Annotated in this window: 13 protein-coding genes; 10 read left to right on the top strand and 3 right to left on the bottom strand. The window is 64.1% G+C overall.

Features of this window, described 5'->3' with window-relative positions:
• Positions 1-61: 61 nt before the first annotated feature.
• The 8 genes from AC2FNL_RS15000 to AC2FNL_RS14965 all read left to right on the top strand — a co-directional run bounded on the left by AC2FNL_RS15000 (position 62) and on the right by AC2FNL_RS14965 (position 8,853).
• The gene (locus AC2FNL_RS15000) at positions 62-1,114 is read left to right on the top strand and encodes a hemin-degrading factor (protein ID WP_496834135.1); all 1,053 of its coding nucleotides are present in this window, start codon (positions 62-64) and stop codon (positions 1,112-1,114) included.
• Positions 1,111-1,962, top strand: coding sequence for a heme/hemin ABC transporter substrate-binding protein (locus tag AC2FNL_RS14995; RefSeq protein WP_496834134.1), 852 nt, complete (start codon positions 1,111-1,113; stop codon positions 1,960-1,962). The genes AC2FNL_RS15000 and AC2FNL_RS14995 overlap by 4 nt, the downstream gene beginning before the upstream one ends.
• Positions 1,959-3,032, top strand: a complete 1,074-nt coding sequence (locus AC2FNL_RS14990) for a FecCD family ABC transporter permease (protein WP_496834133.1) — start codon at positions 1,959-1,961, stop codon at positions 3,030-3,032. The genes AC2FNL_RS14995 and AC2FNL_RS14990 overlap by 4 nt, the downstream gene beginning before the upstream one ends.
• A complete protein-coding gene (locus AC2FNL_RS14985) occupies positions 3,033-3,809 on the top strand; it encodes a heme ABC transporter ATP-binding protein (RefSeq protein ID WP_496834132.1) in 777 nt (258 codons plus the stop codon).
• A gap of 347 nt (positions 3,810-4,156) precedes the next feature.
• Entirely contained in the window at positions 4,157-5,107 is a 951-nt protein-coding gene (locus tag AC2FNL_RS14980; protein ID WP_496834131.1) for an ABC transporter substrate-binding protein, read from the top strand.
• A gap of 84 nt (positions 5,108-5,191) precedes the next feature.
• Positions 5,192-6,229: a quaternary amine ABC transporter ATP-binding protein gene (locus AC2FNL_RS14975; RefSeq protein WP_093964481.1), complete on the top strand. Its 1,038-nt coding sequence runs from the start codon at positions 5,192-5,194 to the stop codon at positions 6,227-6,229.
• A complete protein-coding gene (locus AC2FNL_RS14970) occupies positions 6,222-7,811 on the top strand; it encodes an ABC transporter permease (RefSeq protein ID WP_093964482.1) in 1,590 nt (529 codons plus the stop codon). The genes AC2FNL_RS14975 and AC2FNL_RS14970 overlap by 8 nt, the downstream gene beginning before the upstream one ends.
• Before the next feature lie 61 nt (positions 7,812-7,872).
• Positions 7,873-8,853, top strand: a complete 981-nt coding sequence (locus AC2FNL_RS14965; protein ID WP_496834130.1) for an arginase family protein — start codon at positions 7,873-7,875, stop codon at positions 8,851-8,853.
• On the opposite strand, the gene AC2FNL_RS14960 is transcribed toward AC2FNL_RS14965, so the two are convergent.
• Both AC2FNL_RS14960 and AC2FNL_RS14955 read right to left on the bottom strand, forming a co-directional pair.
• A complete protein-coding gene (locus AC2FNL_RS14960) occupies positions 8,850-9,818 on the bottom strand; it encodes an agmatinase (protein ID WP_496834129.1) in 969 nt (322 codons plus the stop codon). The genes AC2FNL_RS14965 and AC2FNL_RS14960 overlap by 4 nt on opposite strands.
• An 83-nt stretch (positions 9,819-9,901) precedes the next feature.
• Entirely contained in the window at positions 9,902-11,419 is a 1,518-nt protein-coding gene (locus AC2FNL_RS14955) for a trimethylamine methyltransferase family protein (RefSeq protein WP_496834128.1), read from the bottom strand.
• 185 nt (positions 11,420-11,604) lie between these two features.
• Between AC2FNL_RS14955 and AC2FNL_RS14950 the strand changes: the two genes are divergently transcribed.
• Both AC2FNL_RS14950 and AC2FNL_RS14945 read left to right on the top strand, forming a co-directional pair.
• The gene (locus AC2FNL_RS14950) at positions 11,605-14,040 is read left to right on the top strand and encodes a GcvT family protein (protein WP_496834127.1); all 2,436 of its coding nucleotides are present in this window, start codon (positions 11,605-11,607) and stop codon (positions 14,038-14,040) included.
• 90 nt (positions 14,041-14,130) lie between these two features.
• Entirely contained in the window at positions 14,131-15,102 is a 972-nt protein-coding gene (locus tag AC2FNL_RS14945) for a LysR family transcriptional regulator (protein WP_170339623.1), read from the top strand.
• A gap of 14 nt (positions 15,103-15,116) precedes the next feature.
• Here the strand turns inward: AC2FNL_RS14945 and AC2FNL_RS14940 are convergent, their stop codons facing one another.
• Positions 15,117-16,142 carry a LacI family DNA-binding transcriptional regulator gene (locus AC2FNL_RS14940; protein ID WP_496834126.1) on the bottom strand — a complete coding sequence of 342 codons (1,026 nt, stop codon included), beginning with the start codon at positions 16,140-16,142 and terminating at the stop codon, positions 15,117-15,119.
• Positions 16,143-16,245 lie beyond the last annotated feature (103 nt).

Raw genomic sequence — 16,245 nt, 5'->3', positions numbered from 1 at the left:
TTTGCGATCAGCGCCCGGGCCAGCACCCCCTTGGAACCACGAAGAAGACGGGAAACCCGCTATGGAACAGGTGCTTATGGCTCCTCAGGATATTCGTGCTGCCTATGCGCAGAAGACAGGCCAGCGAGACCGCGATTTCGCGGAAGCGCTGGGGTTGAGCGAGGGCCAGCTGGTCGCGGCCTTTGCCGGACAGGGCGTGACGCGGCTGACCCCCGGCCTTGACGGGCTGTTCGGCCAGTTGGCCGGCTTGGGCGAGGTCATGGCGCTGACGCGCAACCCGTCCTGCGTGATCGAAAAGATCGGGCGATACGACAATTACCACAGCGGCCAGCATGCCGCGATGGTGCTGACCGAAGAGATCGACCTGCGCATGTTCCCCGCGCAATGGCGCCATGTCTTTGCCGTCGAGCGGGAAACCGAGGCCGGTCTGCGCCGCTCGATCCAGGTGTTCGATGCGGCCGGGGACGCGGTTCACAAGATCATCCTGCGGGATGGCTCGGATCTGGGCCACTGGGACAGCTTGGTTCGAACACTGGCCGCCGAGGATCAAGGCCAGACGATGACGGTCGCGCCGCGTAAAGCGGCCGAAGCGCCCAAGGTCAATGCCGACAAGGCCGACGCGCTGCGCCGCGAATGGGCACAGATGACGGACACGCACCAGTTCCTGCGCCTGACCTCGAAGCTCAAGATGAACCGGCTGGGCGCCTATCGCATCGCGGGCGAACCGCTGGCCCGCGCGGTTGATCCCGCGGCGGTCACCGGCCTGTTCGAACAGGTGAGGGATCAGCAGATCGAGGTGATGATCTTCGTCGGCAACCGCGGCTGCATCGAGATCCACGGCGGGCCGGTGCGGAATCTTCCGCAGATGGGGCCGTGGTTCAACGTGCTGGATCCGGGCTTCAACCTGCATCTGCGCAGCGATCACATCGCCGAGGTCTGGGCCGTCGACAAGCCGACCCAGCGCGGCCCGGCGATCTCGGTCGAGGCCTTCGACGCGGATGGCGCCCTGATCCTGCAGATCTTCGGGCGCCGCACCGGCGAGGCCGATCATCGCCCCGCCTGGGATGCGCTGGTGGCCGCGCTGCCCGGCCCGGCCGATACCGGAGCGGCATGATGCGGGGCCTTGTGACACTCTGCGCGGCTTTGCTGATTTCGGCGGCGGCCGCGCAGGCCGAGAGCAAACGCGTGATCGCCATCGGCAGCTCGCTGACCGAGATCGTCCATGCTCTGGGCCAGCAGCACCGGCTGGTTGGCCGTGACCGCAGTTCGACCTATCCGCCCGAGGCGGCGGATCTGCCCGATGTCGGGTATCGCCGGGCCCTGTCGCCCGAGGGCGTGCTGTCGGTTGCGCCCGACCTGATCCTGGCGCTCGAGGGGTCGGGCCCGCCCGAGACCATCGCGGTGCTGCAAGAGGCCGGCGTGGATTACGTCACCATTGCCGACGAATTCTCGCGCGATGGCGTCATCGACAAGATCCGCGCCGTGGGTGTCGCGCTGGGGGTCGAGGCCCAGGCCGATGCTCTGGCGGCCGAAACCGCGCGCCGGCTGGACTGGGCGCTGGCCGAGGCTTCCGCCGCGCGGGACGCGCCGGTGAACGTGCTGTTCCTGCTTTCCGCTCGGGGCGGCGAGTTTGTCGTCGGCGGGGCCGAGACCCAGGCCGACACCATCATCCGGATGGCCGGTGGCAAGAACGCGGCCGCGGATGTGACGGGTTTCAAGACGATGACGCCGGAAGCCATGGCCGCCACCGCGCCGGACGTGATCCTGATGATGGAGCGCCAGGGCGAGCCGATCCTCTCGGAGGAAGAGCTGTTCGCGCTGCCCGCGGTCCGGCTGACTCCGGCGGGGCGGAACCGGGCGCTGATCCGGATGCCCGGCGCCTATCTGCTGGGCTTCGGCCCGCGCACCGCCGACGCGGTCATGGATCTGTCGGCCGCATTGCGGGGCGTCCGGGGCTCATGACGCTGGCACTGGACAACGGCGCGCCCCCGACCGCCGCGGCCCGCAGGTCGCGGGCTGCATGGGTGACCCTGGCCCTGGTCGGCCTTCTGGCCGTGACCAGCGTGGCCAGCATCTCGGTCGGCGCGTCCGAGGCCTCGCTGAAGATGGCCGTGTCAGATCTGCTGCATGGCCGGGGCCTGTCGGATCTGAACCGGATCGTGCTGTGGGACATCCGCCTGCCGCGGCTGGTGATGGGCATCCTGGTCGGCGCGGCGCTGGCGGTGTCGGGCGTGGTGATGCAGGGGCTGTTCCGCAACCCGCTGGCGGATCCGGGAATCGTCGGCGTCAGCGCGGGGGCGGGGCTGGGCGCGATCACCGCCATCGTCTTCGGCAACCTTCTGCCCGCCGCCGTTCTGGCCTGGGTCGGCAGTGGCCTGGTCGCGGTTGCCGCCTTTCTGGGCGGCTGGGCGTCGGTCCTGATCCTCTATCGCGTTTCGACGCGCCAGGGGCAGACCTCGGTGGCCACGATGCTGCTGGCCGGAATCGCCCTGGCGGCCCTGTCGGGCGCGGTGTCGGGGGTCATGGTGTATATCGCCGACGATCAGCAGCTGCGCGATCTGACCTTCTGGGGCATGGGGTCGCTGGCCGGCGCGACCTGGACCAAGGTCGCCACCGCCGCGCCCTTGATCCTGGCGTCGATCCTGTGCGCGCAGCGTCTGGCCCGCGCCCTGAACGGTCTGGCCATGGGCGAAGCGGTGGCGCATCACATCGGCATTCCGGTGCAACGCAGCAAGAACATCGCGATCCTGACGGTGGCCGCCGCCACCGGCGCGGCCGTGGCCGTGTCGGGCGGGATCGGGTTCATCGGCATCGTCGTGCCGCATCTGCTGCGGCTGGGCACCGGCCCCGATCACCACCGGCTGCTGGTCAACGCGGCCTTGCTGGGCGCCGCCCTGCTGCTGGCCGCCGACATGATCAGCCGGGTGATCGTGGCCCCGGCCGAGCTGCCGATCGGCATCGTCACGGCCATTCTGGGCGCGCCGGTGTTCTTCTGGATCCTGCTGCGCCGCCACGGATCGATGGGAATGTGAATGATGAAAGCTGAAAATGTCAGCGTCCGCATCGGGCGCAAGCAGATCCTGCGTGATGTGGATTTCCTGGCTGAACCCGGACAGGTCACTGCAATCATCGGGCCCAACGGCTCGGGCAAATCCACGCTGCTCAGGGCGCTGTCGGGCGACATCCCGTACACCGGCCGGATCACCTTGAACGGCCAGGACATCGCGGCCCTGCAGCCCTGGGAACTGGCGGCGATGCGGGGCGTTCTTCCGCAATCCTCGGCGGTCGCCTTTCCCTTCACCGCGCTGGAAGTCGTACGGCTGGGCCTGCCCGGCGGCCTGGCCGACGGCGACGACGCCCTGCCGTCGCGCGCGCTGGCGCATGTCGATCTTGCGGGGTTCGAGCCGCGCTCGTACCAGAACCTGTCCGGCGGCGAGCAGCAACGCGTGCAGCTTGCGCGCGTTCTGACCCAGGTCTGGAGCTCGGTGCGGCGCGACCGGCCGCGCTGGCTGTTACTGGACGAGCCCGTCGCCAGCCTGGACATCGCGCATCAGTTCACGGTTCTGCGCATCGCGCGCGAATTCGCCGATCAGGGCGGCGGCGTCGTGGTCGTGATGCATGACCTGAATCTGACCGCGTTGTTCGCTGACAAGGTCTGCGTTCTGTCGAACGGAGAGGTCTGGCGCACCGGCGCGGTTTCGGATGTCATGACCGACGAGGTGATGCGGCAGGTCTATGGTATCGATCTGCCGGTCAGCACGCTGCCGGCAACTGACGTTCCGTTTATCTTGCCGCAGGCGCTGGTTTGAGGCCCAAACCCCACTGAGCCAAACTGCATGGCAGCCAGATTTCATGCAGCAGGCGTACCAATCCAACGCACGGTCTCACGGGTTTCACCACGACGCGTGGGACCGCTATTCGGAATTTATCGAAACCATTCTGCGAGAATTTCGTAACCGTGACCCCGGTTCGAAGTTGCGCTTGATGGGTCAAACGGCAGGTGTTTCACTTTTTTCAGTGCGGGGCGTGTTCACATGCGAAACGCGCTCAATACACCCGAGACGCTGACCCGATCTCGACTATCAGGCCCGTCCGCCTGATCGCTTTCGATCAACGAGAATCAGCGCCGAAGACGACCAACATGGAGAGACGCAACATGAACAAACTTGCTACGTTACTGGGGGGCGCATCGATGACGGTCGCTGCCCCGGTTTTTGCTGCCGATATCGTGATCGGTGTCCCGAACTGGGCGTCGGTGAACGCCACCGCGCACATTCTTGAAGTCGTTATCGAAGAAAACCTGGGCCTTGATGTCGAATTGCAGAACGGGACCAACCCCATCGTGTTCGAAGCGATGGATTCCGGCGCGATGCACGTCCACCCGGAAGTCTGGATGCCGAACCAGCAGAACCTGCACGACACCTATGTCAAACAGAACGGCACAGTCGTGATGAACGAGAACCCGGTTCAGGCCGAGCAGGGTATGTGCGTTCCGACCTACATTGCCGAGGAATATGACATCAAATCCATCGACGACCTGAGCGATCCGGACAAGATGGCCATCTTCGATACTGACGGAAACGGTACCCCCGAGGTTTGGATCGGCGCACCCGGCTGGGCGTCGACCGTGGTCGAGAAGATCCGCGCCAAGTCCTATGGCTATGACCAGATCTTCGAGCTGACCGAGTACGAAGAAACCATCGCCTACGCCAATTTGGCAAACGCGACCAAGGCCGGCGATCCGTGGATCGGGTTCTGCTACAGCCCGCACTACATCTTCGTAACTCAGGAACTGACCGTGCTGGAAGAGCCGCCGCATGATCCGGCCACCTGGACGATCGTTCAGCCCACCGATGACCCGGACTGGCTGGACAAATCCGAGGCCTCGACCGCGTGGAACGGGGCAACTCTGCACCTGCACTACGCCAAAGAGCTTGAGGAAAATCACCCCGAGGTCGCGGCCCTGTTCCGCAACTACCAGATGCAGGGTGATGATCTGAGCGCGATGGGCAAGGCGCTGGCCGTGGACAACATCGAAGCAGCCGATTTCGCCCGCCAGTGGGTGGCTGAAAACGAAGACACCGTTATCGGCTGGCTGACGAACTAAATCACAAACGCATGGGGCCGTCGCGACTGATCGCGGCGGCCCTTTGCCTGTTTGCCGGGATGCAACCCCGTAGATGAGGGGCAAATGGACGAACCTGTCGTAAAACTAGAAAATGTCTGGAAAATTTTCGGCGCACGGGCCGAAGAAGCCATGGCTGCGGTCCGGAATGAAGGTATTGGAAAACCTGAAGTTCTTGAAAGATTCAATTGCGTGGTCGGCGTTCAAGGCGCCACGTTCGAGGTGCCGCGTGGCGAGATTTTTTGCATCATGGGCCTGTCGGGTTCAGGCAAGTCGACCCTTGTGCGCCATGTCAATCGCCTGATCGAGCCCACGGCCGGAAAGATCGAGATCATGGGGCAGGACGTGTCCAAGATCTCCGAGTCCGAATTGCGTCGCATTCGCGCCCAGCAGATCGGGATGGTGTTCCAGCACATGGCGCTGATGCCGCACCGCTCGGTGCGCGACAACGTGGCCTATCCGCTTGAGATCCGCAAAGTCTCGAAATCCAAGCGCTGGGCGGTCTCCGATCATGCGCTGGGCCTGGTGGACCTGACCGGTTACGAGGATCGGCTGCCCAAGGAACTGTCGGGCGGGATGCAGCAGCGCGTGGGCATTGCGCGCGCGCTGGCTTCGGACCCGGAAATCCTGTTGATGGACGAACCATTCTCGGCGCTGGACCCGCTGATCCGGCTGCAGTTGCAGGATCAGTTCAAGGCTCTGGTTGCGCAGCTGAAAAAGACCACGCTGTTCATCACCCATGACCTGGACGAGGCCATTCGCATCGGCCACCGCATCGCCATCATGAAGGACGGTGTGATCGTCCAGATCGGCACGCCCGAGGACATCGTGATGAACCCGGCCGACGACTATGTGCGCGAGTTCGTGCAGGGCATATCCAAGCTGAAACTGGTCAAGGCGCATTCGATCATGGAGCCGTTGGACAGCTACTCCGGTACGATGGATGGCGCGCCGCGCGCCGATGAGGGCGCAGACCTCGACCAGCTGATCGATCTGGCCGTGAACACCGAGCTTCCGGTGGTGATCACCGATGGCGGTCAGGATGTGGGTGTCGTGACCAAACCACGCCTGTTGCGCGGAATTCAGGGGGGCAAAAATGACTGATGCAACCACGGAATTGAAAGTCACGGCCGCCTCCGACATCGAGGTGGACCGCGAGGCGCTGGATCGGTCGATCCACGAATTCGCAGGCCCCAATGGTGATTATTACGTCAACGCCTTTCACAAGATCCACGATGCAACCAGTCCGATCCCGAACACATTCAACCTGTGGGCGGCGGTTCTGGGGCCGTTCTGGTCCGCCTCGCGGGCGATCTGGGGGATGTTCTGGACCTTCCTGATCCTTGAGATCATCGCCTGGGTGCAGATCGGGCGGGGAGCCTGGGGCAACCCGGGGGCCGATCTGGCCGAACGCGCGGCTCGTCAGCAGGAACGCGCAAACGAGCTGCTGGCCCGCGCGGCGGATGCAACCGAGAAGGCAGACATAGACCGGTTCAATAAACTGGCCGCGAATATCCAGAAAGCGGCGGACAGCAGCCTTGAGAAAGCGCAGCTGGCACAGTCCGAAGCCCTTGGGATCATGGTCACCGGGCTTCTGATGCTGTTGGTTTTCAAACTGGTTCAGGGGTTCTACGCTGACCGGGTGTACGAAAAGCAGTACTCGAACTGGCGGATCAACCCCGACAACACCGAAAGCGGCCGCTCGACTCGGAACACGGTTCTGGGGGCAGTTCTGATCGCTGCGATCGGACCGCTGATCGTTTACAAATTCACGGTGAATGCCTCGCTTCCACTGCTGGATGCCTTCCCCGAAAAACAGGTATCCGAGATGATCCTGGGGCCTGATCAGGGAACACTGTTCTCGGTCGTGGCCAGCTGGATGGAGGCCCGGATCGACGCCGCCGCCGCCGCGGGCGGAGACATTTTCGACGGGATCGTTGCCGGTGTACGCTCGGTTCTGGACGGGCTGACCGTGGCCCTGATCGGGTCGCCCTGGCCCGTGGTCATGCTGGTGATCTGCGTGACCGCGTGGCGCGCGGCGGGTCCACGCGTGGCGATCTTCACCGCCGCGTCGCTGGCCTATATCGCGCTGCTGGGCTATTGGGACGTTGCGATGGAGACGGTGGCACTGGTGGGTGCGGCCGTGCTGCTGTGCGTCACCTTCGGCATTCCGCTGGGCATCTGGTTCGGCAAATCCAAACGCGCCTATCGCGCGGCCGAGCCTGTGCTGGACCTGATGCAGACCCTGCCGGCCTTTGTCTACCTGATCCCGATCATCGCCTTCTTCGGCACCGGCAACCCGCCGGGCATCCTGGCTACAATCATCTTCGGCATGCCGCCGGTGATCCGCCTGACGGCGCTGGGCATGCGCGGGGTGCCGGAAAGCATCAAAGAGGCCGCCGTCGCCTTTGGCGCCTCGAAATGGCAGTTGCTGAAGGACGTGGAAATCCCGCTGGCGCTGCCGTCGATCATGACCGGCGTGAACCAGACCATCCTGATGTGCCTGTCGATGGTCGTGATCATCTCGCTGATCGGCGGCGGGGGGCTGGGCAAGGAAATCCTTGAGGCGCTGCAATACGCGGCCAAGGGCCCGGGCCTGCTGGGCGGTTTTGCGATCCTGTTCCTGGCCATGGTCATGGACCGCATCGTTCAGGGCGCCTTCCGTCGCGAAGACGAAAAGATCTGACGCGACAGCCGCCCCCCGGGTCACCCGTGGGGGCGGTTTCATTTCAAGGCGGGGAGACACGATGGCGGACCGCTACGAACAATCCATGATGGACAACCTGTACTGGTGGGGCGTGCCCACCCTGTTCCGGTGCCCCCATGTGGGGCCACAGGACCAGGATATCGCCCTTGTGGGCGTGCCGCATTCCGCCGGCAACGGCACCACCGAGCGCGACCAGCATCTGGGCCCGCGTGCGCTGCGTCATGTCTCGGCCGTGCAGCGCCGGGTGCATTCGCTGTTCCAGATCGACCCGTGGTCGAGCGCGCGCATCGCCGATGTGGGCGACGTGCCGTTTCCGCGCGCCAATGACAACGAAGACTGCATCGAGCGTATCACTGCCTTCTACCGTGACATCGACGCAGCCGGTGCGCGGCCCGTGTCGATCGGTGGCGATCATTCGATCACGGGCGGGATCGTGCAGGCGTTGGGCCGAGGCGAACTGGCGGGCGGGCAACCGGTCAGCTTTCTGCATCTGGACGCGCACACGGATGTGTTCACCAAGGTCGATCATTTTCTGGGGGCCAAAAAGTCGGCCGCGCATTGGGGGGCCTACCTGGCCGATCAGGGGCAGGTGGACCCGACTCGATCGATGCAGATCGGGTTGCGGGGGCATCCGCGCAGCCTGGACTGGCTGCAGCCTTCATATGACTATGGCTACAACATCGTCACCATGCGCGAGTTCCGCCAGCGTGGCTTGGCCGATGTGGTGGCCCAAACACGCGAGGTTCTGGGCGACCGGCCGGTCTACATCACCTTCGATCTCGACTGCCTTGATCCGACCATCGCGCCGGGCGTGTCGAACCTGGAACCCGGCGAAAAGGGTTTTGACGTCGACGAGGCCGTGGGCATCCTGCATGCCGCGCGGGGGCTGAACATCGTCGGCGGCGATGTGGTCTGCATGATGCCGACCAAGGATAGCCCCAACAACATCACCGCGCTGACGGCGGCTGCGGTGATGTTCGAGATGATCTCGATGATCGCCGAGAACGTCGCCCGGGCCTAGCGCCGTGCGTCGATCGCCTGGGCCAGCACGCACAGCAGTTCGAACATCAGCGAAATGCCCAGCCATGCGGTGCCGCCCGATGGGTCGAAGGGCGGCGAGACCTCGACCAGATCCGCGCCGACAAGGTTCAATCCTGCGAGCTTGCGAATGACCTGCTGGGCCTGAAAGCTGTTGGGGCCGCCGATCTCGGGCGTGCCGGTGCCGGGGGCATGGGTGGGGTCCACGAAATCGATGTCATAGGTACAATAGCAGGGCGCGTCGCCGACGATGGAGCGGACCTCGGCCATGACATCGTCGATGCCGCGGTCGAACAGCTCTTCGATGCGGATGATGCGGATGCCCTGCGCCTCGCCCCATTCGATATCCTCGGTGTTGTAGGCCGTGCCGCGAATGCCCACCTGCACGAACCGTTCGGGATCGACCAGCCCCTCCTCGACCGCGCGGCGGAACGGGGTGCCATGAGTATATTTGTACCCGCCGAAATAGCTGTCGAAGAGGTCGGTATGGCTGTCGAACTGGATCAACCCAAGCGGGCCGTCGCTGGCCAGCGCCCGCAGGACGGGCAGGGTGGTCAGGTGATCGCCGCCCGCCGTCAGGGGCACTATGCCGCGCAGCATCAGGTCGGTGTAGAAGCGGGTGACGCGATCCAGCGTATCCTCGATATCCACCGGGTTGGGCGGCACGTCACCCAGGTCGGCACAGTTGACCAGTTCGAACGGGGCAACCCCGGTCACCGGGTTCATGGCGCGGATCATGGTGGACTGGTCGCGCAACTGCCGCGGCCCGTGCCGCGCGCCGGGCCGGTTGGTGGTGCCCCCGTCCCAGGGGATGCCGACCAGCCCAAGCTCGACCAGATCCATCCGGTCGTCGTCCGCGGTCAGGGCCGGCAGACGCATGAAGGTGGGGACACCGGCAAAGCGCGCCAGCTCCATCGCCGAGACGGGTTGAAAGAACGCATTTGCCATGAGGCCCCCTGTGTCGTCATTTGCCCGAGCCTAGCGCCAAGCCCGCGTCAAAAACACCCAGTCCGCGACACAGCAACGTCGGATCAGGACAGAATCCGGAAAATGGCGCGGATCTCGACCTCCTGTTCGGGGCTGAGGTATTGCGGGTGATGCGTGCGCAGGATTTCACGCGCGCGGTCGCGGGCGGTGGACCAGGCATCGCGGGCGCCGCTGTCCTGCCAGCTGCGCGGCTCGGCCCGGTCGGCAAGGGCGGGGTAGAAATAGTCACGCTCCATCGCCGCATGGGTGTGGGCGCTGCCCAGAAAATGGCCCTCGCCCAGAACCGACTGGCAGATCGCGTCAAAACCCAGGTTTTCTTCGGTCACCTCGATCCCGCGCAGGGCGCGATAGGTGTGCGAGTGCATCTCGTCATCCAGCACGAACCCCTCGAAGCTGACCCCCAGCAGCGAAGCCGTCATGCCCGAGCTTTCGTAGATCAGGTTGCCCCCGGCCAGCGCGGCGGCCAGCGAGGTGATGCCTTTTTCGGCGCCGTATTGCGCGTCGATGGCCTTGGCATCGGTCATCGAACAGGCCACGCCCGAGGGCAGCCCCAGCCAGTTGGTGATCTGGGCCGAGGCCGCGTTCAGCACGGCGGTTTCGCCACTGCCGCCCGAAAACGCGCCGGTGCGCAGATCGATGATGAAGGGCCAGTTGGAAAACACCATGGGAAAGCCCGGCCGGATCGCGTTGACCATGACCAGGCTGGCCAGGGTTTCGGCCAGAGACTGGGTCAGAAACCCGGCCATGGTGGCGGGCGCGGTCGCCCCGGCCTGGGCTGCTGTGATGCAGGACATGGGGATGTTGTGCGCGATGCATTCATAGACCACGTCCACCGCATCTTCGCCGTACCGCAAGGGCGAGATCACCGGGCTGATATGCGCTTTCAGGAACGGGCGTTCCGAAAAGGCCCCCCGGCCTCCGGCGGCGATATCCAGCATCCGCACGATGGGCGCGACATGTTCGGCCAGCGTGAACGAGGTCGCCACCGGTTTGGTGGTATTCCGGATCAGCGCATAGGCGGTATTCACGTCCAGATCGAAATTGTCCGGCACGTCGGTGGCGACGCAGCATCGGGTGAACCAGCTGACATTGGCCAGCGTGTCCTGAAGGCGGGTGAAATCATGCAGATCGGCCAGGGTCGACGGGCGATAGAGCCCGCTGTCCAGGTCCAGCGTCTGGACCGCTGCTCCGCCGGTGCCGAAATGCACGCGGTCGCCGCCCACTTCGATTGACCGGGCCGGGTCGCGCCCGTGCAGGGTAAACCGCTTGGCGGCCCGCCGGACCGCGCCTTCGACCATCGCTCGTGGAAAGACCAGCCGTCCCGGCGGGCCTGGCCGCGCACCTGCGGCGATCAGGTCTTGTGCCAGGCGGTCGGGCACCTCGCCCATGCCCAGCGTTTCCAGCAGGCGCAGTGCGGTGTCGTGGATCGCCGCGATCTCGGGCAAGGTCAGGGGTTTGTACTGCCCGCCGATCTGGCCGGGCGGGCAGGGGTCAAAGGCCGGTTTGGCCGCCCGTTGCGCCAGCCTGGCCCGCCGCCCGCCGCGTTTGCCCTGTTCTGGCATCTCCGAAGGCTCCTGATCCGATCCTGCCCTGCAGGGTATGCGGCAACGCGGGGTGCAGCCAAAGCGGAAATGCCGTTTTGAGAAATCTCAATTCCCGTTTCGATTTTTCGGGACCGGCCACTGCGCCATTGCCCGCCCGCTGCGCCGTTCGGCAGGGTTCGGAGAACCTCAGAAGGAGCACACCCATGAAATCGCGCACCAAGGTCGTGGTGATCGGCGGCGGAATCGCCGGTTGTTCAACCCTGTATCATCTGACGCAGGAAGGCTGGAGCGACGTGGTTCTGGTGGAGCGCAACGAGCTGACATCCGGCACCACATGGCATTCGGCCGCGCAGGTGACGAATTTCGGAATGAACCAGACGATGGTGGGGCTGAAGTCGCATTCGATCCGCCTGTACAAGGAACTGGCCGAGGACCCGGACTATCCGATCAACTACCATCATGGCGACGGCGGCATCCGGTTGGCCAATACCGAAGCGCAGATGCAGGGCTATCGCCATTTCGCGTCGATGGCGCGAGGGATGGACGTGCATTTCGAGGTGATCGACGCGCAGGAATGCGCCCGCCGCCACCCGCTGATTTCCACCGAGAACCTGCTGGGTGGCCTGTGGGATCCGCTGGACGGGGATATCGACCCGGCGCAGCTGTGCCAGGCGCTGGCACGGCGTGCGCGCAAGGCCGGGGCCGAAGTCTATCGCAACACGCCAGTTACGGCCCTGACCCAGCACAAGGACGACACTTGGACCGTTCATACCGAGCACGGCGACATTGACTGTGACATCGTGGTGAATGCCTGTGGCTACCGCGTGAACGAGGTGGGCGCGATGATGGGCGTGCACCATCCCGTGGCCTCGATGGAGCACCAGTATTTCCTGACCGAGGAAATCCCCGCGATCCGCGACGCTGGCCACCGCATGCCGCTGCTGCGCTGCCCGATCAGCGATTACTACTGCCGGCAGGAAAAGAACGGCCTGCTGTTGGGCTTCTACGAACAGGACTGCAAGACCTGGGGCATGGACGGGATCGACCCGAACTTCGTCAACGCGCTGTGTCCCGACGATCTGGATCGGGTGACCGATGTGCTGGAAGGCGCGTTTGCCCGCATGCCCGCGCTGATGGAGGCAGGGATCCACACGGTCGTCAACGGCCCGATCACCTACACGATCGACGGCGCGCCTCTGGTCGGGCCGATCCCCGGCAAGCGCAACGCATTCTGCATCATCGGGCTGCGGGCCGGGCTGGGCGAGGGGGGCGGCCACGGCTGGCTTTTGGCCCAGCAGATCGTGCATGGCGAGGCCTGCTATGACACCTGGTGCCTCGACCCGCGCCGGTTCGCCGGGCACGCCAATGTCGAACTGACCGCGTTGAAGGCGATCGAGGACTATCAGAACGAGTTCCGCTTTCACTTTCCGCACGAGCACCGCCCCGCCGGGCGGCCCGCCAAGACCACGCCGCTGACCCCGGTTCTGGCCGCCGAGGGCGCGGAGTTTACCGTGGTGAATGGGTGGGAGCGGGTCGAGTACATCAAGCCCGCGCCCGATTTCACGCCGACGCTCAGTTTCGATTTTGACGAAACCTTCGACGTGATCGCCGCCGAGGTCGCCAACGTGCAGCAGAATGTCGGGCTGGCCGAGGTCAACGGGTTCAACCGGATCGAGATCACCGGCGCCGACCGGCATGCGTTCCTTGACCGGATGATCTGCGGCGCGCTGCCCCGTCGCCCGGGTCGGGTGGGGTTGGCCTATCTGCTGAACCATCAGGGCATGGTCAAGGCCGAGGCGACCATCGCCAATCTGCCCGCCAGCGACCGGGGGCCGGATCGCGTCTGGTACGGCTCGGCCGCCGCGGCCGAGCTGCACGATATGGATTGGCTGTCCCGACACATCGCCCCCGACGAGAACGTGCAATTGCGCAGCCTGACCAACGACCAGACCATCCTGGTTCTGGCCGGACCACGGGCGCGTGACGTGTTGTCGGCCTGCTCGCGCGGGGATTGGTCGCGGGACGCCTTCCCATGGCTCAGCGTACGCGAGTGCTTTGTCGGGATCGCGCCCGCTACCGTGATGGGCGTCAGTTTCTCGGGCGAGTTGGCCTATGAGATCCATGTGCCCAACGCCTCGCTCCATGCGGCCTATCTTGCGCTGCGGCAGGCCGGACAGGCCTTTGGCCTGCAACTGTTCGGCGCGCGGGCAGTCGAGTCGATGCGGATGGAGAAAACCTTCCTGCATTGGAAGGCGGACCTGATCACCGAGTTCGACCCGTTCGAAACCGGGTTGGGCCGCTTTGTTCGGCTGGACAAACCGGAGTTCATCGGGCGCGCGGCGCTGATCGAACGGCAGGCCAAAGGGCCGTCACGCAAGTTGGTTGCCCTGCAGGTGCAGGCCGCGCACGCGCCCGCGCATCCCGGTGCGTCGCTGATGGCAGGGGATCGGGTGGTGGGAACGGTGACCTCGGGTGACTGGGGGCATCGCACCGGGCTGAACCTGGCGCATGCCTTTGTCGAGCCGCACCTGTCAGCAGAAGGCAGCGAGATGATGCTGGACCTGTGCGGTGACAGGGTTCCGGCGCGGGTTATTCCTGCCTGCCCCTACGATCCCGACTTCATCCACATGCGCAGCTAAAGCGGGTGACCAACATTCACCATTGCCCGAAAGCCAAAACTCTGTTTCGCTAGTTTCGATGAAATCGAAATTGCGGGAGGGTTTTGCCCCGTGTCCAAAACACTGAGCCTGCGCTGGTTGGAAGTGTTTCGCCTGATCGCCAAGTCCGGTTCGATTCAGCAGGTGGCCTCGGAAACGGGATTGTCGATCAGCACCGTTTCCAACCACCTTCGAAGCCTTGAAGACGCCCTTGGCATCGCATTGGTGGATCACGGCCGTCGTCCGATGAGCTTGACACCGGCTGGCGAAGTATTTTCGCGTTATGTACGGGATGGCCTGACCGTGTTGAAGCGGGGCGAGGCCGAGATCCGGTCTGGCAACTGGCGCCACGCCACCGATCTGCGGCTGGCCCTGGTGGACGATTTCGACAACCAGATCGCGCCCGAACTGATCCGGTTCCTGGCCCATGCGCTGCCGCGCTGCAATTTCCGACATTTTACGCGGCCCAGCCACGAAATCATCGAGAAATTGCAGGAGCACAAGCTGGACGCAGGCGTGGCGACCCGACCGCCCGGCGGCACACAGGGGCTGATCGAATATCCTTTGATGCGCGATCCGTTCATCGTGATCGTGCCCGAAAAGTTCAAGGGCGAGGTGCAGGACCTGTTCTCGCCCCATTCCGACCTGCCGCTGCTGCGGTATTCGCGAGACTACACGATCGGCAAGCAGATAGAGATCCAGTTGACGCGCAACAAGTACAACCTGCCGAACCGGTTCGAGCTGGAATGCAACCAGTCGATCATGGGGCTGGTCGCCGAAGGCAGCGGGTGGGCGATCACCACGGCGGGGTGTTTCCATCGGGCGCATCGCTATCATGACTCGGTGCGGGCAACGCCTTTTCCGGGGCGGAACTTTGTCAGGATCGTTTCTCTGTTCACGACCGAGGTCTATCCGGACACCACTTCTAAACTGATCCACAAGGCCCTCAGCAGCTTGATCCGGCAGTATTTCACCGAGCCGATGTGCAAACGGCATTTGTGGCTGAAGGGTGATTTCCGGACGATGGAAGATCAGGCCGCCTGACCCGGGCACGCGGATTACCGCGAGTTGGCAGGACCCAGGGACTGCCGTTCGACGATATGCGTGTACAGGTGTTCACCGGCCGCCGGGGTCCTTTTTTCAACCATTTCGATCAATGCCTTCGCGGCTTTTCCGCCCATTTCCCGATGCGGCACATGCACAGTTGTCAAAGCCGGGCGCAGGATCCGGGCCAGTTCGATGTCATCGAACCCTGTGATCGAGACATCCTGCGGGACTTTCAGCCCCATGTCCTGAGCCCTGAGCAAAGCGCCAGCGGCCAACACATCGTTGCCGCACATGACAGCCGTCGGCGGCGTGTCCTGCGACATGAAACGCGCGAACGCTTCGGCACCGTTTTCGATTTCATACGGGGTCTCGATGACCTGAAGCACCTGCGGGTCAAGCCCGTGCTGCCGAACAGCGTCGCGCACGCCGTCCAGTCGAAGGCGCGCGCGGTCGTTGCCGTGGGTAATGCCGGATATCACCGCAAGCCGTCTGTGTCCGAGGTCGAGGACCCTTTTCGCCAGCTCGTACATGGCCGCCCGGTTGTCGAATCCGATGGAGGGCAGACGCCCGTCCGGGGAAAACGACCACGCAACCAGCGCCGGAATTTCGCGGTGTTCAAGAAATTCGTAGATGCGCGGCGCCCGGTCGTGACCGATCAGCAGCAGGCCATCGGCGCCGCGGGCGACTAAAGTTCGGATCTGCTCTTCTTCGGTTGCCGGTTTGTAGGCCGAACTGGATACCAGTAGCGTATAGCCATGTTGGTGCAGCTCTTCCTGAAAGGCCTGCAAGCCGCGCGCAAAGATGGCGTTTTCCATCGTCGGGATGATCGCGCCAATGGTAAACGTGCGCTTGGCCGCCATGACCCGAGCCGCGAAATTCGGTGTATAGCCCAAGGCCTCGATCGCCGATTGCACGCGTTTTCGGGTCGCTTCGACCACCCTGTCCGGGGTGTTGATGCAACGCGAGACCGTAGCCGTGGAAACGCCTGCCCTTCTGGCAACATCATCCAGTGTCGGGGCGGGCTTCAGCTTCGACATTTCCAAACCTAATCTTTGTTCTCTTCAATTCTAACCGGATCGGATTGGCAATGAAAGGTGAAATGTAAGCGCTTGCATTTTCTATGTAAGCGCTTACAAATGG

This window comes from Ruegeria sp. CRTD044 (assembly GCF_059613485.1).
Note: the sequence above shows the minus strand (reverse complement) of the source record. Positions and strands in the feature narration are given on the sequence as shown.

Bases quoted from the DNA above. Each gene is read 5' to 3' on its own strand.
- AC2FNL_RS14965 (WP_496834130.1), top strand. From the start codon at position 7,873: ATGGCGGACCGCTACGAACAATCCATGATGGACAACCTGTACTGGTGG.
- AC2FNL_RS14995 (WP_496834134.1), top strand. From the start codon at position 1,111: ATGATGCGGGGCCTTGTGACACTCTGCGCGGCTTTGCTGATTTCGGCG.
- AC2FNL_RS14960 (WP_496834129.1), bottom strand. From the start codon at position 9,818: ATGGCAAATGCGTTCTTTCAACCCGTCTCGGCGATGGAGCTGGCGCGC.
- AC2FNL_RS14985 (WP_496834132.1), top strand. From the start codon at position 3,033: ATGATGAAAGCTGAAAATGTCAGCGTCCGCATCGGGCGCAAGCAGATC.
- AC2FNL_RS14940 (WP_496834126.1), bottom strand. From the start codon at position 16,142: ATGTCGAAGCTGAAGCCCGCCCCGACACTGGATGATGTTGCCAGAAGG.
- AC2FNL_RS14975 (WP_093964481.1), top strand. From the start codon at position 5,192: ATGGACGAACCTGTCGTAAAACTAGAAAATGTCTGGAAAATTTTCGGC.
- AC2FNL_RS15000 (WP_496834135.1), top strand. From the start codon at position 62: ATGGAACAGGTGCTTATGGCTCCTCAGGATATTCGTGCTGCCTATGCG.
- AC2FNL_RS14990 (WP_496834133.1), top strand. From the start codon at position 1,959: ATGACGCTGGCACTGGACAACGGCGCGCCCCCGACCGCCGCGGCCCGC.
- AC2FNL_RS14955 (WP_496834128.1), bottom strand. From the start codon at position 11,419: ATGCCAGAACAGGGCAAACGCGGCGGGCGGCGGGCCAGGCTGGCGCAA.
- AC2FNL_RS14970 (WP_093964482.1), top strand. From the start codon at position 6,222: ATGACTGATGCAACCACGGAATTGAAAGTCACGGCCGCCTCCGACATC.
- AC2FNL_RS14950 (WP_496834127.1), top strand. From the start codon at position 11,605: ATGAAATCGCGCACCAAGGTCGTGGTGATCGGCGGCGGAATCGCCGGT.
- AC2FNL_RS14980 (WP_496834131.1), top strand. From the start codon at position 4,157: ATGAACAAACTTGCTACGTTACTGGGGGGCGCATCGATGACGGTCGCT.